This window comes from Streptococcus sp. NPS 308 (assembly GCF_002355895.1).
Classification (GTDB): domain Bacteria; phylum Bacillota; class Bacilli; order Lactobacillales; family Streptococcaceae; genus Streptococcus.
Map to the genome: position 1 here is coordinate 55,715 of NZ_AP017652.1, position 19,226 is coordinate 74,940.

Below are 19,226 nucleotides of genomic sequence, written 5' to 3' on the forward strand. Positions count from 1 at the left end.
AGAACATGGATATATTTAGACGTAGGAAATTTGATGAAGCTATGTTTGCCAAAAACCGTACTCTTGCTATCAGAGTAGGGCAGTATCAGTCAAGCGATATCAAAGAAGCGCATTTTGATTATGGCTATATCAAAGGTGATGCCTATAAGCCCGGTGGAACGTGTGCTGGCAGTGGTAAAATCACGTTTACAAGCATCATCACCACATTCAATAAATCGGATAATATTTACCCTGAAATCGGTCTTTTGGTAGACGGAACCTACGAATGGGTTAAAATGGGCGAGTATTTCATCAACGACATTGAAATTGACCGAAACCGTAACACGACTACACTTGATTTGATGGATGGGATGTTTAAACTCAATCGTGAACATATCACAGATTTGACTTATCCAGCAGAAATCAGACAAGTGATTAAAGAAATCTGCTTAAAAACAGGTATCACTCTGGCTAACGAAAACATGGATGTAATATCCATGAATTATGTAATAGAAAAGATCCCCAAAGAGAAAAAAATGACATTCAGAGATGTTTTGAGTTTAGCTACTCAGATGCTCGGGATGTCTTGTTTTTTCAATCGCGAAGGAAAACTTGAAATCAAAGAATTAACCGAGTCAGGCATCACGATTACAGCAGATAGCTACTTTATGCACGGATTGACCAAGAGTGAAGTTCATTACCAGATTGCAGGGATAACCTGCAAGAAAGACAAAGAGACTCTCACGGTTGGTATGCGTACTGGTCGATCATTGGAATTGGATAATCTATTTATGTCTCAATCAATTTTGGATAACCTTTATCACAAAATTAAGGATATCCGCTATTATCCGTTCAATTTGAATTACCAAGGCCATTTACTGCTAGATGTTGGTCAGTGGGTAACCATCAAGACGAACACGGGTGAGACGTTCAAATCGCCAATATTGAGCCAATCGTTCACGTTTAAGGGTGGTCTGCGTGGTCGTATCAGTGCAGACAGTAAATCTGGCAATGATGCTCAGTATTCATACGCAGGAACGCTCACGAAGAAGATTAAGCAATTCAGCGAATTTGAGAAGCAAGTTCAAAACCAAATTGAAGAAGCGGACAAAGGCTTTGACCAAAAAGTTGATAAAATCAAGAAAGATTTTAACGACCAGATTGAACTGGCCAAAGCTAAAGCGGAAGAGGTGCAAAGACAATTTTCTGAGACAATCGACCAACGGTTTCGTGATTTTGACAGCACTGGTTTGAACGAAATCAAGCAAAAAGCAGACGAGGCCTTACAAAAGGTCGGAGCAAATACTTTGCTTGCTCAAGAAGCGAAACAAATCAGTGAGCAGGCAACTGCTGATATAACCAAATTAAAAAACGATGTCGTAGATGGATACGTTGGCAAGAACACGTATCAAGAGGGTATTCGTGGGATTGAGCGACGAATCGAGGAAGTGAAGACATCGACAAATGGCCAAGTTGCTACTCAAATCGCTGAGTACAAGCAGACTGTTGATGGGCAATTCACTAACTTGGTTTCTCAAATCGAGGGCAAGGCTAACCAGACGGACTTTCAGCGTGTGAAAGAAACCAGTCAGCTATATGAGCGGATTTTGGGGAATACTGAAAATGGTATCGCTGAGAAGGTTGCTCGCATGACTCTGACTAATCAGCTGTTTCAAGTTGAGGTGGCTAAAAATGTCGGAGATAGCCGAAATTATGTGAAGAATGCTGATTTCAGAGATAAGTCGAAAAATTGGAAAGAAATGAACGCTTCGGGATTGAATTTCAACTATGAACATTCATCGCAAAATCGAAATAAATCGGGCGTGCATATTTATGGTACGTCTATAAATGCTCGTTACTTTGGATTGCAACAGACATTTAAAATTGAACTAAAAAAATCCGACAAAATCACTCTTTCTTTTTTGATTTCAAAAGATGGATACAATACTTTTTCTGGTATTGACATCGGGTTACATTATAGAAAAGATGGTGCAATAAAATCTCAGGCTTGGAAGAATATTCCAAATAGCGACATAACTGCATCCGCTTATAAAAAACTTAATTTTAATTATGAGTTACCAGTTGATATCGATGAAATCAATTTAATGTTTTATGGAAATCCCGGGAAATCAATAAACATTTACATTTCCGAGATAAAACTTGAAACTGGAAGCAATGCGACATCCTTCACGCTAGCTCCTGAAGATACCGATGAAGCCGTCCGCACGGTTCAAAATCAGCTTGCTGACTCATGGGCTGTTCAGAACCTCAATAGCGCAGGCTCAATCGTTTCGCAAATCAATGCAACAAACAATCAAATCTTGATTGAAGCCGAGAAAATCCGTTTGAAAGGTAAGACCTTACTCGATGAACTCACTGCTATTGATGGATATTTCAAACGTCTGTTTGTCGGTGAAGGCAACTTTGCCAAGTTGAATGCTGAGATAATCGGAGCGAACACTATCACAGCTGACAAGCTCATCATGGACCAGGCAATGGCTCGGTTGTTCGTCTCGAGCGATATCTTCACGGATACACTTGCTGCTAAGGAAGCCTTTATCAATAGGCTTCGGTCAATTGTAGTATCTGCGACTTTATTTGAAGGTTTCAAGGGTCGAATCGGTGGGTTCCAAATCGGTACACATGATAAAGACCCTTCAACTTATTGGCTTACAGGTACTAATTCATTTGCTGTCGGTATGAGTAACGGTAGCACTCAGTGGGGTCAAACCTCTCTTTGGGTAAACTGGGGGAACGATTGGGGGAAACCAGGTGACAGAGCTTGGTTTGTTAAACGAACAGGCGAAATGAACTGTTATAATCGAGCGTATTTCTGGAATACCCCAAAAATCAACGGGGATTTAGAGGTAACCGGTGATATTTACTATTTTACAGACAAAGAAAAAAACCTAGGTGGCTACTGGATATTCTCCCCTAGCTACAAGAAAATTGAAAAAACAAACGGGTATCTTTATTTGTACAGTCCGTCCAGTAGATACGACTGGATACCTCTTAACAAAGAAATCTCAGACCGTCGATATAAGCACAATATTGTTGACAGTACAGTCTCAGGGCTCAATGTTATCGAGCAACTCAAGACGTACTCTTACCGCAAAGAATACGATGGAAAAACAGAGGATATCTCTTGCGGTATCATGGCGCAGGATGTCCAGAAATATGTTCCTGAAGCATTTTTTGAAAATCCTGACGGTGCATACTCATATCGCACATTTGAACTTGTGCCTTACTTAATCAAGGCCATTCAAGAACTCAATCAAAAAATACAGAAATTGGAGAAAACAGCATGAACGAAAAAGACCAACAAATCAGCAGTCTAGCGATTAATTCGCTAAGCAAGAAAATTAGCAACGAAGCTACTCAATCGGCTATGACAGAAGCACTCTATACAGTAACTGCTATGGAACTTGAACAGATGAAACGAATCATCGAATCTGACGAAGAACTCAAAGCGAAATTTGAAGAAGTGAAAGGAAAAATGACAAATGGCAATTAACGGTTATACATTAGCAACCAAACCATATCTTCGTGGTTCAGGAGATAATGTCCGGACACTAGTTGAAATCCGTTTAGAAGAAGGGACTCGTTATAGTTCTAACGCTCGTGAGCTCGCAGGAGACCGTACGGGCGAGTCTGACGATGTTTTAATCAAGGCGGTATTAGATATTGTCAAGACTGAAATTGACCCGTCAAGCGCAATCGTGCAAGCTCAGGAGCAACTTAACAAGGCCAAGGAAGATTTGACTGCTAACAAAGAGTATCTTGACAGTGTTTCAGCGATTACTGAAGTTCTCATTGCTCTAGCGATTGGCCAGAATGGGGGCATGCCAACGAACACATACAGTAAAGTTGCGCAGTTCATCAAGCCACTTGTGAAAGACCGTCGTTATGCGAATGGTGACATCGTGTCGATGCCTTACCCTTACGATACGAATCCAAAATGGCCAAAAGAAACACCAACAATCCTGAAATTCCAGATGCAACTATCTGAAGGGTATACCTGGAAAGAGCAACCTCTTGCTGAGATGTTGCAAAAGGGCATTTTGACGATTGTCATGCCACGGATTGATTAAGGGGGATTTTATGTCATGGTCTGAAACAATCGAGAAAATGATACATGCAATCACTCAGCTTGCTCCTACAATCGGAGTTATCGCTACTGGTTGGTTTGGAATGCGAGCTAGTAAAGCAGGTCACCTCAACCAAGAACAATTCAAGGAGCTGAAAGGCGAATTGAACACTATTCACGCTATCGGTGAGGAAAACAAGCAAAATATAACCGAAATAAACAACAAGCTAGCAGTACATGATGAAGCGCATCTAGCTACTATGTATCTACGGCTTGAGCGTGATATTACAGTCGCTCTCAAGCGTGGATATACAAGTGTTCACGAGTCAGATATTATCCACAAAATGCACTCGAGCTACAAGAAACTTGGTGGAAATGGGCGTATCGATGCCCTATTTAACAAATACTTAAATTTAGAAATTGCGGAGGAAAACATAAATGCAACAGATTACTGAAATCATCACAAACGGAGCTATCAGCATCCTTGTCATTTTGGCAGGGGTAGCAGTTAAGGCAGTCAAAGACTACCTGGTTCAAAAAGGCGGAGAAAAGACTATCAAAATCGTCGAAATCCTTGCTAGAAATGCGGTCAATGCCGTGGAGCAGGTCGCTTCAGAAACTGGCTTCAAAGGCGAAGAGAAGCTGGAGCAAGCCCGCACTAAAATCCGTGCTGAGCTTACCAAATACAATATCAGCATGACCGATAAAGATTTAGACACATTTGTCGAGTCAGCGGTCAAACAAATGAACGATACTTGGAAAGGGGAATAAGCATGTCTAAAATTAATGACATGATCAATGACCTTATGTCCCACGCTAACGCTGGGACTGGCGTTGATTACGACAAAATGTACGGCTATCAATGTGCTGACGTGACTTGCTACGGTATCTTTGAATATTTCGGTACTCGACTTTGGGGTAACGCTATCGACTTGCTACGGTCTGCAGAAGCAGCGGGCTTGCAAGTCGTGTATGGCGCTCAATATCCTAAAGCTGGTTGGTTCTTTGTTAAGAATTTCGTCGCAGGCGATGGAGTGAATTATGGTCATACTGGTCTTGTCTATGAAGATTCTGACGGTTCAACCATTAAAACTATTGAGCAAAATATCGATGGTAACGCAGATTTCTTGGAAGTCGGCGGACCTTGTCGATATTATGAGCGCTCAGTCAATTCGATTGTGGGGTATATCGTACCACCTCAAGAGGACCAAACTGGTTGGAAGCATGATGGGACTGGTTGGTGGTGGAGCCGTAAAGACGGCTCATATCCAACTGCTAAATTTGAAGCAGTAGATGGAAACTGGTTCTACTTCAACGAGAACGGCTATATGTATGAGAGCCAATGGCTGCTTCATACAGATGGTAAGTGGTATTGGTTTGACGAAGATGGTTATATGGCCAATAGTGGATGGAAGAAAATCCATGGGAAATGGTACTACTTCAACCGTGACGGCGCCATGCAGACTGGATGGGTTAAATACTATGAGAAATGGTATTACCTCAATTCAGAGAATGGCGATATGGTATCGAATACTTTCATCCCTTACAACGGTGGCTACTACCTCATGCTTGAAGATGGTCGCTTGGCCGAAAAAGAAAGCTTCAATGTTGAGCCAGACGGCTTGATCACTACTAAATAATTTTTTAAAAAATAGAAAGGAAAATTTCTAAAATATTGTTCGAATTGTAACCGCAGGCTTAGGCTTGCGGTTTTTTTATTTTGCAAAAACGTGCATTTTGAACGATTAGAAACCAAAATCTAAATCCTATTGTTCAAAAAAGCGTTTTCTTGAAGAATAGGAAGAGGAAACCGTGTCGCATTATTGTCAAAAATGCCATTTTGTCAATAATAGTTCTTTCTAATTTTTTGATTATTGTCAAAAACGGTGTTTTGTTAAAAATAAAAAATAATGATTTTTTCATAACTTTTTATTTTTTTTTACGAATAGATAAGTAGGAGGAAGAAAATATGAACATTTTGAAGATTGAACTTGCGAGCATAGAGGAGACAGATTTAGGTTTTGAGCATTGGGTAGATGTGACTTATCAGGTGCCGATTTTGAAAAATGAGTACACGGTCAAGTTGTTGCTGCTCTTTGATTTTGAAATCGAAGATGACAAAGTGATTGAATATCTGGTCACTACCTGGAAGTATCGTGATCTCGTGTTGCATTCAGTGCGGATGTATGAGATGGAGAGAGAAGGGGCAAAAAAGGGGCAAAAATGTCGTAAATGTCTGTAAAACGATGTAAAAAGTCAACTTTGCTCTCGCTTTAAAGCTCTAAATTTCAACGTATTGTGAAACAGTGTAAATTATCGTATTGCCTATAACTGTTGTGTGCTCTTTTTTCGTGCTTTTTTCGAATAAATAAGATAAAATAGCCTAGAATAAATGATAATAGAAAAGAGAAAAATATGAAAATTCGTGGTTTTGAATTGGTTTCGAGTTTTACAGATGAAAATTTATTGCCCAAGCGTGAGACAGCGCATGCGGCTGGCTATGACTTAAAGGTTGCCGTGCGTACGGTGATCGCGCCAGGAGAGATTGTCTTAGTTCCGACAGGGGTTAAGGCTTATATGCAACCAACTGAGGTCCTCTACCTTTATGATCGCTCTTCAAACCCTCGTAAAAAGGGCTTGGTTTTAATTAACTCAGTTGGGGTTATTGATGGGGATTATTATGGCAATCCTGGGAATGAGGGACATATCTTTGCTCAGATGAAAAATATTACGGACCAGAAAGTGGTTCTTGAAGTTGGAGAACGTGTGGTTCAGGCTGTCTTTGCGCCTTTCTTAATCGCAGACGGAGATGAGGCAGACGGTGTTCGGACAGGTGGATTTGGATCGACAGGGCACTAAGATGAAGATTATCTTTGTACGTCATGGAGAACCAGACTACCGTGAGCTAGAGCAACGTTTTTATACAGGTTTTGGGATGGATTTAGCACCTTTATCTAAGGAAGGACGGCAACAAGTTCAGAAACTTTGTCAAAATCCTTTGCTTGGCTCAGCTGATATACTGGTGTCTTCTGCAGTGACGCGAGCATTAGAAACGGCTTCTTATCTTACTTGTGCTACGGGCCTTCCTTTAAGAGTAGAGCCTTTATTGCATGAATGGCAGGTTTACGAAAGTGGTATAGAGAATTTTGAAAAAGCACGTACTCTGTTTTTAGAAAACAAGGGGGAGTTGCTTCCTAATAGTCCTATTCAGTATGAGACAGCTGAAGAGATGAAGGCGCGTTTTTTGGAAACTATGATAAAGTACCGAGACTACCAGACAGTGCTAGTTGTCGCTCATCGAATGCTCATGCGCCAGTTTGTGCCAAATGAGAAGATTGATTTTTGCCAAGTAATTGAGTGTGAGGTAGAAATTTAGAAAGAGGTTTATTATCGCAAAGAAAAAGGCGACATTTGTGTGTCAAAATTGTGAATATAATTCACCTAAGTATCTAGGACGCTGTCCAAACTGTGGAGCTTGGTCTTCTTTTGTAGAAGAGATCGAGGTTGTCGAGGTCAAAAATGCGCGTGTGTCTTTGACAGGTGAAAAAACCAAGCCTATGAAACTGGCTGAAGTAACGTCTATCAATGTCAATAGAACCAAGACCGAGATGGAGGAATTTAACCGTGTACTTGGAGGCGGAGTGGTACCAGGGAGTCTCGTACTTATTGGGGGAGATCCTGGAATCGGGAAATCAACGCTTCTTTTACAAGTTTCAACCCAGTTGTCTCAAGTGGGTACGGTTCTCTACGTCAGTGGGGAGGAGTCTGCCCAGCAAATCAAGCTACGAGCAGAGCGATTGGGGGATATTGATAGTGAGTTTTATCTCTACGCCGAGACCAATATGCAGAGTGTTCGAGCTGAGGTAGAGCGCATCCAACCAGATTTTCTCATCATTGACTCTATACAAACTATTATGTCTCCTGAGATTTCAGGGGTGCAAGGGTCTGTGTCTCAGGTGCGAGAGGTGACAGCTGAGCTTATGCAGCTGGCCAAGACCAATAACATTGCCATCTTTATCGTAGGGCATGTGACCAAGGAAGGGACCTTAGCAGGTCCGCGTATGTTGGAGCATATGGTGGATACGGTGCTTTACTTTGAAGGGGAGCGTCACCATACCTTCCGAATCTTACGAGCGGTCAAAAACCGTTTTGGCTCGACCAATGAGATTGGCATTTTTGAGATGCAATCAGGTGGCTTGGTTGAGGTGCTCAATCCGAGTCAAGTTTTCCTAGAAGAGCGTTTGGATGGGGCCACTGGTTCATCAATCGTGGTAACTATGGAAGGGACACGTCCGATTTTGGCGGAGGTTCAAGCCTTGGTGACACCGACCATATTTGGAAATGCCAAGCGTACGACGACAGGGCTTGACTTCAATCGTGCTAGTTTGATTATGGCTGTTTTGGAAAAACGTGCAGGGCTTCTCTTGCAAAATCAAGATGCCTATCTCAAATCTGCTGGTGGTGTCAAATTGGATGAGCCTGCTATTGATTTAGCTGTTGCAGTGGCGATTGCTTCGAGTTACAAGGACAAGCCAACCAATCCTCAGGAATGTTTTGTGGGAGAATTGGGTTTGACAGGAGAGATTCGACGGGTCAATCGTATCGAACAACGTATCAATGAAGCGGCAAAACTTGGGTTTACAAAAATTTATGTACCCAAAAATTCCTTGACAGGCATTAAACCACCTCAAGAAATTCAGGCGATAGGAGTGACGACTATCCAGGAAGTTTTGAAAATGGTCTTTGCTTAATCTGTGACAAATCTTCTTAAAAATGATAAGATAGGAGAAATATTTGATTATCAAATTTTTAAGGGGGAAATCGTGTCGTATTTTGAACAGTTTATGCAAGCCAATCAGGCTTATGTTGCCCTTCATGGGAAATTAAATCTGCCACTTAAGCCGAAAACAAGAGTAGCAATTGTGACCTGCATGGACTCACGGCTACACGTCGCGCAAGCTTTAGGTTTAGCACTTGGGGATGCTCATATTTTGCGGAATGCTGGAGGCAGAGTAACGGAGGACATGATTCGTTCTCTGGTGATCTCCCAGCAACAAATGGGTACACGTGAAATTGTGGTGCTTCACCATACAGACTGTGGAGCTCAAACCTTTCAAAACGAGTCTTTTCAAGAGCATTTGAAGCACGAGCTCGGGGTTGATGTTTCTGGTCAAGATTTTTTACCATTCCAGGATGTTGAAGAGAGTGTGAGAGAGGATATGCAGTTGCTTCGAGAATCTCCACTGATTCCTGATGATGTGGCTATTTCAGGTGCGGTTTACGATGTGGATACAGGGAGTATGAGAGAAGTATACTAACTTCATCTTGCAGAATTCTAATCCTAGCATAAAATCGTTACTTCAAATGTAGCGATTTTAATTTTAATATAACTAATATAAGTTGGCAAAAAACAAGGGTATAAATGTTTACTCTTGTTTTATTTTTGATTGAAAAATAAAAGAAAAAGCGCTACAATGGTAGATGGAAAATGTTGTGTAAAAAACAAGTGATACATAGATACCGGAGGAAATCATGTCTTTTTCTGATTTAAAGCTGTTTGCCCTTTCTTCAAATAGAGAATTGGCAGAGCGTGTGGCGCAAGAGATTGGGATAGAGTTGGGGAAATCGACTGTTCGTCAATTTTCAGATGGGGAGATTCAGGTCAATATCGAAGAATCAATCCGTGGAAAACACGTCTTTATCCTACAATCAACGAGCTCACCTGTAAATGACAATCTGCTCGAAATTTTGATCATGGTAGATGCCTTGAAGCGAGCTAGTGCAGAATCTGTCAACGTTGTTATGCCTTACTATGGCTATGCACGTCAGGATAGAAAAGCGCGCGCGCGTGAGCCAATCACTGCAAAACTCGTTGCAAACATGCTAGAAGTTGCTGGGGTAGATCGTTTGTTGACGATTGATTTGCACGCTGCACAGATTCAGGGATTCTTTGATATTCCCGTAGATCACTTGATGGGTGCTCCATTGATTGCGGACTATTTTGAACGTCGCGGCATGGTTGGCTCTGACTACGTGGTTGTCAGCCCAGACCATGGTGGGGTGACTCGTGCTCGTAAATTGGCAGAGTTTTTGAAAACTCCGATTGCGATTATTGACAAACGCCGTAGTGTAGACAAGATGAATACCAGCGAGGTGATGAACATCATCGGTAAGGTCGAAGGCAAGACTTGTATCTTGATTGACGATATGATTGATACAGCTGGAACTATTTGTCATGCAGCGGATGCACTTGCTGAAGCAGGCGCTGTTGAAGTTTACGCAAGCTGTACGCACCCAGTTCTTTCTGGACCAGCTATGGACAATATCCAAAAATCAGCTATTAAAAAATTGGTTGTTTTGGATACTATCTACCTACCAGAAGAGCGTTTGATTGATAAGATTGAACAAATTTCGATTGCTCATCTCTTAGGAGATGCCATTGTACGTATCCACGAAAAACGCCCTCTTTCTCCATTATTTAGTATCGAGAAAAAAATCTAAACTTTCACTTGAAATAGATCGTTCTCCTAGCAGGTTTCTTTTCTTGCTAGGAGATTTTTTGTAGTCAAAATCTGCAAGCCTTTTCATAATATGCTATACTGATGAAAAAGGAGGATTTCTATGAGCCAAGAATTTATCAATCCAAGTGATGGTGTGGTACGTCAGTATCTTGCAACCAGTAAAACGTTAGCGGTAGTGGGTTTGTCCGATCGTGAAGAAACAACTAGCAATCGAGTGACTAAGGAAATGCAGGCTCGGGGCTATAAAATCATTCCAGTCAATCCCAAGGCTGCAGGTGGCGAAATCTTGGGAGAAAAGGCCTATGCAAGCCTAGCTGAGATTCCTTTTCCTGTCGATATTGTCAATGTTTACCGACGTAGCGAGTTTTTACCAGATGTGGCGCGAGATTTTCTCAAGGCTGATGCCAAGATTTTTTGGGCACAACTAGGTCTAGAAAGTCTAGAAGCGGAAGAAATCTTGCGTGCTGGAGGATGCGACGACATCGTGATGAATCGCTGTATCAAGAGAGAACACACACGCTTAATTCTTGAACAATAAAAGGTAGCCATGGGCTACCTTTTGTCTTAGAAAATACCAATCAATGCCTGCATGCCAAGACTGGTAAGGATGATGGCAATCCAGCAAAGGCCTCCAAGAAGAATGGATTTGCCGCTGGATTTGATCAATCCAATGAGATTGGTTTTGAGACCGATGGCGCTCATGGCCATGACGATAAGGAATTTGGAGAGTTGCTTAAGAGGGGTAAAGATACTACCGGACACACCGAGAGAGGTAAGGAGAGTTGTTAGGAGAGAAGCCAAGATAAAGTAAAGGATAAAAAGTGGGAAGACTTTTTTTAGTTGGAAACCCTGGCTATTTTTTTGTTGGCGACTTTGCCAGTAGGAGAGAAAGAGCGTGATAGGAATAATGGCAAGGGTGCGTGTGAGTTTAACAATGGTTGCAGACTCAAGGGTATTGGTCTGATAAAGACTGTCCCATGCGCTGGCTGTGGCCGTTACAGAAGAAGTATCGTTGACTGCGGTTCCTGCAAAGAGGGCGAAGCCTTCATTTGATAGGTGAAGCCAGGTTCCTAGAGTTGGAAAGATGAGTGCGGCTAAGACATTGAAGAAAAAGATAACGGAAATGGCTTGGGCGACTTCTTTTTCCTTGGCATGGATAACGGGCGCTGTCGCAGCAATGGCAGAACCACCACAGATCGAAGACCCCACTCCAATCAAGGTAGCCAGTTTAGTATCCAAAGCAAAAAAGCGCTGGAAGAGGTAGGCAACAATCAAGGAAATCGAAATGGTGGAGAGGATAACAGGGAGCGAAGATTGCCCGACTGCGAAGACTTGCGAGATATTGAGACCAAAACCGAGCAAAATAACGGCATATTGAAGTAATTTCTTGGAACTAAAGGTCAAGCCAGCACCCAGTTGCTTGTAGGAAGAGAGAAAAGGATGGAGGAGCATCCCCGCAAAAATCGCAAAGATAGGTGCTCCGACGACAGGAAAGAAACCTCCTAAGTACCAGGATATGAAAGAAATGAGAAGGCAGGCCAAGATTCCTGCCCCATTTTTTGATAAAAATGACATATAAACCTCCGAAAATAAGCACTTATTATTATAGTCCTGTCGAGAAGAAAAGTAAAACAGAAAGTGAAAATTCTTGATTTCAGATGGATTTTGCGGTCAGGGAGCTTTTGTAGTATAATAGTACTATGTTCTGTAAGTAAGGGGATATCTATGGACTTAACCAAGCGCTTTAATAAACAATTAGATAAGATTCAAGTGTCCTTGATTCGTCAGTTTGATCAGGCCATTTCAGAGATCCCTGGAGTTCTGCGTTTGACCTTGGGAGAGCCTGACTTTACAACGCCAGATCATGTCAAGGAGGCGGCCAAGCGAGCGATTGACCAGAACCAGTCCTACTATACAGGGATGAGCGGTTTACTGACCTTGCGCCAGGCAGCTAGTGATTTTGTAAAAGAAAAATACCAGTTGGACTACAATCCTGAAAATGAAATCTTGGTTACTATCGGAGCGACAGAGGCTTTATCTGCTACTTTGACAGCTATCTTAGAAGAAGGAGACAAGGTACTCTTGCCAGCTCCTGCCTATCCAGGCTATGAGCCGATTGTCAACCTAGTTGGGGCAGAGATTGTCGAGATTGATACAACTGAAAATGGTTTTGTCTTGACTCCTGAAATGTTGGAAAAAGCAATTTTGGAGCAGGGGGACAAGCTCAAAGCAGTTATTCTCAACTATCCAGCCAATCCGACAGGAATTACCTATAGTCGGGAGCAGTTGGAAGCCTTGGCAGCTGTTTTACGTAAATACGAGATTTTTGTGGTCTGTGATGAGGTCTACTCAGAATTGACCTATACAGGGGAAAATCATGTATCATTGGGAACTATGCTGAGAGATCAAGCCATTATCATCAATGGCCTGTCTAAATCGCATGCTATGACAGGTTGGCGTTTAGGTTTTATCTTTGCTCCTGCAGCTTTCACAGCTCAGTTAATCAAGAGTCACCAATATTTGGTTACTGCGGCAAACACCATGGCCCAACATGCTGCAGTAGAAGCCTTGACTGCTGGTAAAAACGACGCAGAGCCTATGAAGAAGGAATACATCCAGCGTCGAGATTACATTATTGAGAAGATGACAGCTCTTGGCTTTGAAATTATCAAACCAGACGGTGCCTTCTATATCTTTGCTAAGATTCCAGCAGGTTACAATCAAGACTCCTTTGCTTTCCTCAAGGATTTTGCCCAGAAGAAGGCTGTTGCCTTTATCCCTGGTGCTGCCTTTGGTCGTTATGGAGAAGGCTATGTTCGTCTGTCTTATGCAGCCAGCATGGAAACGATCAGGGAGGCCATGAAACGACTTGAGGAGTACATGAGAGAAGCATGATCCAGTCTATAACGAGTCAAGGTCTCGTACTCTACAATCGTAACTTTCGGGAGGATGATAAGCTGGTCAAGATCTTCACCGAGCAGGCTGGTAAGCGCATGTTTTTCGTCAAACACGCTGGTCAATCCAAACTAGCTCCTGTTATTCAGCCCTTGGTGTTGGCACGGTTTCTCTTGCGAATCAATGATGATGGACTCAGTTACATTGAGGACTATCATGAGGTGATGACCTTTCCCAAAATCAATAGCGACCTCTTTGTCATGGCTTATGCGACTTATGTTGCGGCTCTTGCAGATGCCAGTTTGCAGGATAATCAGCAGGATGCTCCCTTGTTTGCCTTCTTGAGAAAGACTCTAGAGTTGATGGAAGAGGGTTTAGATTATCAGGTTTTGACCAATATTTTTGAAATTCAAATCTTGACCCGATTTGGAATTGGGCTCAATTTTAATGAGTGTGTCTTTTGCCATCGGGTAGGTCAGGCCTTTGACTTTTCTTTCAAATATGGAGCCTGCCTCTGTCCAGACCATTACCATGAGGACGAGAAACGTTGCCATCTGAATCCCAACATCCCTTATCTGCTCAATCAATTTCAGGCTATTGATTTTGAGACCTTGAAGACCATTTCGCTTAAGGCCGAAATCAAGCAAGAGCTACGCCAATTTATGGATCAGATCTACGAAGAGTATGTTGGGATTCATCTAAAATCAAAAAAATTTATTGATTCCCTAGCCGACTGGGGACAATTACTAAAAGAGGAAGACAAATGAAAAAAATCGCAGTAGATGCTATGGGGGGCGATTACGCACCTCAGGCCATCGTTGAGGGTGTCAATCAAGCTCTAGCTGACTTTTCAGATATTGAGATTCAACTCTATGGAGATGAAAGTAAGATTAAGCAATATCTAACAGCGACAGAGCGTGTCAGCATTATCCATACGGATGAGAAAATTAACTCAGACGATGAGCCGACAAAAGCTATCCGTAAGAAGAAAAATGCCAGCATGATATTGGCGGCTAAGGCAGTCAAAGAGGGAGAGGCAGATGCTGTTCTTTCCGCAGGAAACACAGGTGCCTTGTTGGCAGCAGGATTCTTCATCGTGGGTCGTATCAAGAATATCGACCGACCTGGACTTATGTCAACATTGCCAACTATAGATGGAAAAGGCTTTGATATGCTTGACCTCGGTGCCAATGTAGAAAACACTGCCCAGCACCTCCATCAATACGCTGTTCTCGGCTCCTTCTATGCCAAGAATGTTCGTGGGATTGCAAAACCACGTATTGGTTTGCTTAACAACGGAACAGAAAGCAGCAAGGGAGACCCGCTTCGTAAGGAAACTTACGAATTGCTAGTAGCTGATGAAAGTTTGAACTTTATCGGAAACGTGGAAGCGCGTGATCTAATGAATGGCGTTGCGGATGTTGTCGTGACAGATGGTTTCACGGGAAACGCAGTGCTCAAATCTATCGAAGGGACAGCTATGGGAATCATGGGCTTGCTCAAGACAGCTATTACAGGTGGTGGGCTTCGAGCAAAACTTGGTGCTCTTCTCCTTAAAGATAGTTTGAAAGGTTTGAAAAAACAGCTCAACTATTCAGATGTTGGAGGGGCAGTCTTGTTTGGTGTCAAAGCACCTGTTGTTAAGACCCATGGCTCAAGCGATGCCAAGGCTGTGTACAGTACGATTCGTCAGATTCGTACCATGCTAGAAACAGACGTAGTTGCTCAAACTGCGCGTGAATTTTCAGGAGAATAACAGATGACAAACAAAGAAATTTTTGACCGTATCGTGACCATTATCCAAGAAAGACAGGGAGAAAACTTTGTCGTGACAGAAGCCTTGAGTCTGAAGGACGACCTCGATGCAGACTCAGTGGACTTGATGGAGTTCGTCTTGACGCTAGAAGATGAATTTGGAATCGAAATCAGCGATGAGGAAATTGACCATCTTCAAAGTGTAACAGATGTAATCGAAACCATTAAAGGTAAAATATAGCCGAAAGCAACATGCAAGTCATGTTGTTTTTTTATTTGCAGAAAAAAGAAAAACGTTAAAATTTTTAGTAGAAATTGCGAATAAAGAGACGAGAAAGAAAAAAGGAGGATTATCTATGTATGTGACAGGTTTTTATCCCTGGTTCATTAAGTGGTTTTTAAAATAAAAGTAAAATAGCTGTTCATTTTCGAATTGTTTTTCGAATGGATAAGTGAGAAGAGAAGAAAGGAGACTACGCGATGTATTTACCAATTTTATTGCCATGGTTTATCAAATGGTATTTGAAATAAATGAAATTTACCTGTTCATTTTAAATCACTTCTCGAATAGATAAGTGAGAAGAACAGGAAGGAAAAAGATTTCAGTAATTTACCCAATCTGGTTTTTAAAATGGTTTAAAGCCTAGAGACCATAAACTAAAAAAATAAAAATAAAGGAGAAAAAAGATGACAAACTTTGACAAAATGGAACAGAACTTTGTAGCTCTTACTGAAGAAGAGTTGATGGATGTGGATGGGGGAGCATGGCCGATTGTAGCTTGGGTGATTGCTAATCCTGTGACAGCAGCTAAAATTGCTGGTGGAATTACTGCAGTAGGAATTGCAGGTTATAATTATGTGACGGGTAGATGGTAATAGAAGGAGGAGATGATATGGAAAAATCTATTTTAGAATTTGAAACAATGACTAATACGGACTTGCAGGAAATTCAAGGGGGAGCCTTTCCCCTTCTTATCCCTGTGGCAGTCGGTTTTGTAAAAGGATTTGTATATACAGGTGGAGCTATTTTAACAACTCGAGCACTCTTTTCAGGTAAATAGGAGTCTGCTATGAAAAAAATCTTATTAGGATTTGCTGAGGGGTATTTTGTCGTATCGATCATTCTTTATATCGCAACGTATATGATTATGAAAAATCCGATCAATACCTTGTTTTATCCAGAAACCTACCCAATTCTGCTTGGTCTGTTTTATGTAGGATACAAGTACAAAACAAAAGAAAGTACGATTGGGAATTGATGGACCATCAGATTGGAGTTTGAGATGAAAGTTGTTCAATTACTAGGAAACACTTGGCCAGAGACCACAGTATTATTTAGCTCGATGGCTTATCTAATTATTAGAATCGTGGCTAACGTAAACAAAATAAATCTACCTACGATTTCCTTGTTTTTAGTGGTTTTTATTTTACTGTGTCGGGGCCAAGGAGAAAGAAAAGGAGAATAGAATGAATAGGATTGTAAAATATGTTCTACTATTCACTTTCCTATTTTTGATGAATATTTTCATCTTTGGGATACTAGCAACTCTTGGATTTCAAGTAACAATGAGTGAAAATAGTTATATGGTGCCCCCGGTGTTTGCGTTTATCGTTTTATACACTATTCACAAAAGAAGTGGGAAAGGTAAGAAATCTCTGTAATTGAATATTTTAGGCAGGACTCTTGTTCTGCCTCTTTTCTTTGACAAAAAGTGCTGTTTAGGCGTGGATATTGTTTTTTCAGAAACAATTCCCTTATTTCTTCTTCGTTTGGTTAAAATAATCTTACAAATTTTTAAAGAGATTGTTAGAAAAAGGAGAAGATATGAAATTTAGGAAAAGGCACTATCGTCCCCAGGTGGATCAGATGGATTGTGGCGTGGCTTCCTTAGCCATGGTATTTGGCTACTATGGTAGTTATTACTCCTTGGCTCATCTACGAGAGTTAGCCAAGACGACCATGGATGGGACGACCGCTTTGGGACTTGTAAAGGTGGCAGAGGAGATTGGGTTTGAGACGCGGGCTATCAAGGCGGATATGACGCTCTTTGATCTGCCAGATTTGACCTTTCCTTTTGTGGCTCATGTGCTCAAGGAAGGGAAATTGCTCCACTATTATGTGGTGACAGGTCAGGATAAAAAGCACATCTATATCGCTGATCCAGATCCTGGTGTCAAGCTGACCAAGATTTCCCGTGAGCGATTTGCGCAAGAGTGGACAGGGGTTAGTATTTTTATGGCACCATCTCCGGGCTATAAACCTCATAAGGAGAAGAAACAGGGGCTCCTATCCTTCTTGCCGATTTTACTCAAACAGCATGGCTTAATTACCAATATCGTCCTAGCGACACTCTTGGTAACCTTGATCAATATCGTGGGTTCCTACTATCTTCAGTCCATCATTGATAGTTACGTGCCAGACCAGATGCGTTCGACCTTGGGCATTATCTCAATAGGACTAGTCATCGTCTATATTCTCCAGCAGATTTTGTCTTATGCGCAGGAATACCTCTTACTTGTTCTGGGTCAACGGTTGTCTATCGATGTGATTTTGTCCTACATCAAGCATGTTTTTCACCTGCCGATGTCCTTTTTCGCGACACGCAGGACAGGAGAAATCGTGTCTCGTTTTACAGATGCCAATAGTATCATTGATGCGCTGGCGTCGACCATTCTGTCGATTTTCCTAGATGTGTCGACGATTTTGATTATCTCGCTTGTCTTGTTTTCACAAAATATGACACTCTTTTTCATTAGTCTACTTGCGCTTCCCATCTATACAGTGATTATCTTTGCCTTTATGAAGCCTTTTGAAAAGATGAATCGGGATACCATGGAAGCTAATGCGGTTCTGTCTTCTTCTATCATCGAGGACATCAACGGCATTGAGACCATTAAATCTTTGACCAGTGAGAGTTCGCGCTATCAAAAGATTGACAAGGAATTTGTGGCTTATCTGAAAAAATCTTTTACCTATAGTCGGGCAGAAAGCCAGCAAAAGGCTCTGAAAAAAGTTGCCCAGCTCCTGCTCAATGTTGCCGTTCTCTGGCTGGGAGCTATTCTGGTCATGGATGGGAAAATGAGTTTGGGCCAGCTGATTACTTATAATACTTTGCTTGTTTACTTTACCAATCCTTTGGAAAATATTATCAACCTGCAAACCAAGCTTCAGACAGCGCAGGTCGCCAATAACCGTCTTAACGAGGTTTATCTAGTAGCTTCGGAGTTTGAGTTTGAGGAGCAGAAAACAGTCGAAGATTTGAGCATGATGAAGGGAGATATGACCTTTAAGCAGGTTCACTACAAGTATGGCTATGGTCGAGATGTCTTGTCGGATATCAATTTGACCATCCCGCAAGGTTCTAAGATGGCTTTTGTGGGGATTTCAGGTTCGGGTAAGACCACCTTAGCAAAAATGATGGTTAATTTCTACGATCCAAGTCAGGGAGAGATTAGTCTGGGTGGTGTCAATCTCAATCAGATTGATAAAAAAGCCCTGCGCCAGTACATCAACTATCTGCCTCAACAGCCCTATGTCTTTAACGGAACGATTTTGGAGAATCTGCTCCTTGGAGCCAAGGAAGGGACGACGCAGGAAGATATCTTACGAGCAGTTGAATTGGCTGAGATTCGGGAGGATATCGAGCGAATGCCACTGAATTATCAGACAGAATTGACTTCGGATGGGGCAGGTATTTCTGGGGGACAACGACAACGAATCGCTTTGGCGCGTGCTCTTTTAACGGATGCGCCTGTTCTGATATTGGACGAGGCGACTAGTAGTCTAGATATTTTGACGGAGAAGCGGATTGTTGATAATCTCATGGCTTTAGACAAGACCTTGATTTTCATCGCCCACCGCTTGACCATTGCTGAGCGAACAGAGAAGGTTGTTGTCTTGAATCAAGGCAAGATTGTCGAAGAAGGAAACCATGCAGACTTGCTTGCTCGAGGCGAATTTTACGCTCATTTGGTCAATAGCTAGAAAG

At 41.9% G+C, this 19,226-nt stretch carries 23 protein-coding genes; 22 read left to right on the forward strand and 1 reads right to left on the reverse strand.

From position 1 onward, the window contains the following. The first annotated feature begins 5 nt into the window (after window positions 1-5). From SNAG_RS00355 to SNAG_RS00420, 13 genes are all read left to right on the forward strand, one after another. The gene (locus tag SNAG_RS00355) at window positions 6-3,287 is read left to right on the forward strand and encodes a tail fiber domain-containing protein (protein WP_172842363.1); all 3,282 of its coding nucleotides are present in this window, start codon (window positions 6-8) and stop codon (window positions 3,285-3,287) included. After that, a complete protein-coding gene (locus SNAG_RS00360) occupies window positions 3,284-3,493 on the forward strand; it encodes a hypothetical protein (protein ID WP_096405733.1) in 210 nt (69 codons plus the stop codon). Before SNAG_RS00355 ends, SNAG_RS00360 begins: the two co-directional genes overlap by 4 nt. Beyond that, complete coding sequence (locus tag SNAG_RS00365; RefSeq protein ID WP_096405735.1) at window positions 3,483-4,070, forward strand: hypothetical protein; 588 nt, start codon at window positions 3,483-3,485, stop codon at window positions 4,068-4,070. The genes SNAG_RS00360 and SNAG_RS00365 overlap by 11 nt, the downstream gene beginning before the upstream one ends. Window positions 4,071-4,080: 10 nt before the next feature. Then, a complete protein-coding gene (locus tag SNAG_RS00370; protein ID WP_096405737.1) occupies window positions 4,081-4,521 on the forward strand; it encodes a hypothetical protein in 441 nt (146 codons plus the stop codon). Next, entirely contained in the window at window positions 4,505-4,837 is a 333-nt protein-coding gene (locus tag SNAG_RS00375) for a phage holin (protein ID WP_096405739.1), read from the forward strand. The genes SNAG_RS00370 and SNAG_RS00375 overlap by 17 nt, the downstream gene beginning before the upstream one ends. 2 nt (window positions 4,838-4,839) lie before the next feature. Further along, on the forward strand, window positions 4,840-5,706 hold the full coding sequence (locus SNAG_RS00380; protein ID WP_096405741.1) for a CHAP domain-containing protein: 867 nt from the start codon (window positions 4,840-4,842) through the stop codon (window positions 5,704-5,706). A 329-nt stretch (window positions 5,707-6,035) separates the two neighbouring features. After that, window positions 6,036-6,308: a DUF7720 family protein gene (locus SNAG_RS00390; RefSeq protein WP_096405745.1), complete on the forward strand. Its 273-nt coding sequence runs from the start codon at window positions 6,036-6,038 to the stop codon at window positions 6,306-6,308. A 173-nt stretch (window positions 6,309-6,481) separates the two neighbouring features. Further along, entirely contained in the window at window positions 6,482-6,925 is a 444-nt protein-coding gene (locus SNAG_RS00395; RefSeq protein WP_096405746.1) for a dUTP diphosphatase, read from the forward strand. Between the two features lies 1 nt (window position 6,926). Beyond that, the gene (locus SNAG_RS00400; protein WP_172842364.1) at window positions 6,927-7,442 is read left to right on the forward strand and encodes a histidine phosphatase family protein; all 516 of its coding nucleotides are present in this window, start codon (window positions 6,927-6,929) and stop codon (window positions 7,440-7,442) included. A gap of 13 nt (window positions 7,443-7,455) precedes the next feature. Beyond that, window positions 7,456-8,817, forward strand: coding sequence for a DNA repair protein RadA (gene radA / locus SNAG_RS00405; RefSeq protein ID WP_096405749.1), 1,362 nt, complete (start codon window positions 7,456-7,458; stop codon window positions 8,815-8,817). Between the two features lie 72 nt (window positions 8,818-8,889). Then, window positions 8,890-9,384, forward strand: coding sequence for a beta-class carbonic anhydrase (locus SNAG_RS00410; RefSeq protein WP_172842365.1), 495 nt, complete (start codon window positions 8,890-8,892; stop codon window positions 9,382-9,384). Between the two features lie 214 nt (window positions 9,385-9,598). Beyond that, window positions 9,599-10,567: a ribose-phosphate diphosphokinase gene (locus SNAG_RS00415; protein WP_000010178.1), complete on the forward strand. Its 969-nt coding sequence runs from the start codon at window positions 9,599-9,601 to the stop codon at window positions 10,565-10,567. Window positions 10,568-10,687: 120 nt separating this feature from the next. Next, window positions 10,688-11,125, forward strand: coding sequence for a CoA-binding protein (locus SNAG_RS00420; protein ID WP_049538209.1), 438 nt, complete (start codon window positions 10,688-10,690; stop codon window positions 11,123-11,125). Window positions 11,126-11,151: 26 nt separating this feature from the next. On the opposite strand, the gene SNAG_RS00425 is transcribed toward SNAG_RS00420, so the two are convergent. Further along, the gene (locus SNAG_RS00425) at window positions 11,152-12,162 is read right to left on the reverse strand and encodes a YeiH family protein (RefSeq protein WP_096405753.1); all 1,011 of its coding nucleotides are present in this window, start codon (window positions 12,160-12,162) and stop codon (window positions 11,152-11,154) included. Window positions 12,163-12,312: 150 nt separating this feature from the next. Here SNAG_RS00425 and SNAG_RS00430 point away from each other — a divergent pair, with 150 nt between their 5' ends. The 9 genes from SNAG_RS00430 (at window position 12,313) to comA (ending at window position 19,222) form a co-directional block, all read left to right on the forward strand. Then, on the forward strand, window positions 12,313-13,482 hold the full coding sequence (locus SNAG_RS00430; RefSeq protein WP_096405755.1) for a pyridoxal phosphate-dependent aminotransferase: 1,170 nt from the start codon (window positions 12,313-12,315) through the stop codon (window positions 13,480-13,482). Further along, window positions 13,479-14,249: a DNA repair protein RecO gene (gene recO / locus SNAG_RS00435; protein WP_096405757.1), complete on the forward strand. Its 771-nt coding sequence runs from the start codon at window positions 13,479-13,481 to the stop codon at window positions 14,247-14,249. Before SNAG_RS00430 ends, recO begins: the two co-directional genes overlap by 4 nt. Beyond that, a complete protein-coding gene (gene plsX, locus SNAG_RS00440) occupies window positions 14,246-15,238 on the forward strand; it encodes a phosphate acyltransferase PlsX (protein WP_096405758.1) in 993 nt (330 codons plus the stop codon). The genes recO and plsX overlap by 4 nt, the downstream gene beginning before the upstream one ends. 3 nt (window positions 15,239-15,241) lie before the next feature. Continuing rightward, a complete protein-coding gene (locus SNAG_RS00445) occupies window positions 15,242-15,478 on the forward strand; it encodes an acyl carrier protein (protein ID WP_000182270.1) in 237 nt (78 codons plus the stop codon). 446 nt (window positions 15,479-15,924) lie between these two features. Beyond that, a complete protein-coding gene (locus SNAG_RS00450; protein ID WP_000180817.1) occupies window positions 15,925-16,113 on the forward strand; it encodes a class IIb bacteriocin, lactobin A/cerein 7B family in 189 nt (62 codons plus the stop codon). Window positions 16,114-16,130: 17 nt separating this feature from the next. Then, complete coding sequence (locus tag SNAG_RS00455) at window positions 16,131-16,298, forward strand: class IIb bacteriocin, lactobin A/cerein 7B family (RefSeq protein WP_096405760.1); 168 nt, start codon at window positions 16,131-16,133, stop codon at window positions 16,296-16,298. Window positions 16,299-16,307: 9 nt separating this feature from the next. Then, window positions 16,308-16,496, forward strand: coding sequence for a hypothetical protein (locus tag SNAG_RS00460; RefSeq protein ID WP_049519176.1), 189 nt, complete (start codon window positions 16,308-16,310; stop codon window positions 16,494-16,496). 208 nt (window positions 16,497-16,704) lie between these two features. Then, window positions 16,705-16,899, forward strand: coding sequence for a hypothetical protein (locus SNAG_RS09860; RefSeq protein ID WP_084938708.1), 195 nt, complete (start codon window positions 16,705-16,707; stop codon window positions 16,897-16,899). A gap of 163 nt (window positions 16,900-17,062) precedes the next feature. Then, complete coding sequence (gene comA / locus SNAG_RS00475; protein ID WP_096405762.1) at window positions 17,063-19,222, forward strand: peptide cleavage/export ABC transporter ComA; 2,160 nt, start codon at window positions 17,063-17,065, stop codon at window positions 19,220-19,222. Window positions 19,223-19,226: the final 4 nt, after the last annotated feature.

Coding starts and splice junctions, on each gene's coding strand:
- SNAG_RS00355 (WP_172842363.1), top strand. CDS start 6: ATGGATATATTTAGACGTAGGAAATTTGATGAAGCTATGTTTGCCAAA.
- SNAG_RS00360 (WP_096405733.1), top strand. CDS start 3,284: ATGAACGAAAAAGACCAACAAATCAGCAGTCTAGCGATTAATTCGCTA.
- SNAG_RS00365 (WP_096405735.1), top strand. CDS start 3,483: ATGGCAATTAACGGTTATACATTAGCAACCAAACCATATCTTCGTGGT.
- SNAG_RS00370 (WP_096405737.1), top strand. CDS start 4,081: ATGTCATGGTCTGAAACAATCGAGAAAATGATACATGCAATCACTCAG.
- SNAG_RS00375 (WP_096405739.1), top strand. CDS start 4,505: ATGCAACAGATTACTGAAATCATCACAAACGGAGCTATCAGCATCCTT.
- SNAG_RS00380 (WP_096405741.1), top strand. CDS start 4,840: ATGTCTAAAATTAATGACATGATCAATGACCTTATGTCCCACGCTAAC.
- SNAG_RS00390 (WP_096405745.1), top strand. CDS start 6,036: ATGAACATTTTGAAGATTGAACTTGCGAGCATAGAGGAGACAGATTTA.
- SNAG_RS00395 (WP_096405746.1), top strand. CDS start 6,482: ATGAAAATTCGTGGTTTTGAATTGGTTTCGAGTTTTACAGATGAAAAT.
- SNAG_RS00400 (WP_172842364.1), top strand. CDS start 6,927: ATGAAGATTATCTTTGTACGTCATGGAGAACCAGACTACCGTGAGCTA.
- SNAG_RS00415 (WP_000010178.1), top strand. CDS start 9,599: ATGTCTTTTTCTGATTTAAAGCTGTTTGCCCTTTCTTCAAATAGAGAA.
- SNAG_RS00420 (WP_049538209.1), top strand. CDS start 10,688: ATGAGCCAAGAATTTATCAATCCAAGTGATGGTGTGGTACGTCAGTAT.
- SNAG_RS00425 (WP_096405753.1), bottom strand. CDS start 12,162: ATGTCATTTTTATCAAAAAATGGGGCAGGAATCTTGGCCTGCCTTCTC.
- SNAG_RS00430 (WP_096405755.1), top strand. CDS start 12,313: ATGGACTTAACCAAGCGCTTTAATAAACAATTAGATAAGATTCAAGTG.
- recO (WP_096405757.1), top strand. CDS start 13,479: ATGATCCAGTCTATAACGAGTCAAGGTCTCGTACTCTACAATCGTAAC.
- plsX (WP_096405758.1), top strand. CDS start 14,246: ATGAAAAAAATCGCAGTAGATGCTATGGGGGGCGATTACGCACCTCAG.
- SNAG_RS00445 (WP_000182270.1), top strand. CDS start 15,242: ATGACAAACAAAGAAATTTTTGACCGTATCGTGACCATTATCCAAGAA.
- SNAG_RS00450 (WP_000180817.1), top strand. CDS start 15,925: ATGACAAACTTTGACAAAATGGAACAGAACTTTGTAGCTCTTACTGAA.
- SNAG_RS00455 (WP_096405760.1), top strand. CDS start 16,131: ATGGAAAAATCTATTTTAGAATTTGAAACAATGACTAATACGGACTTG.
- SNAG_RS00460 (WP_049519176.1), top strand. CDS start 16,308: ATGAAAAAAATCTTATTAGGATTTGCTGAGGGGTATTTTGTCGTATCG.
- SNAG_RS09860 (WP_084938708.1), top strand. CDS start 16,705: ATGAATAGGATTGTAAAATATGTTCTACTATTCACTTTCCTATTTTTG.
- comA (WP_096405762.1), top strand. CDS start 17,063: ATGAAATTTAGGAAAAGGCACTATCGTCCCCAGGTGGATCAGATGGAT.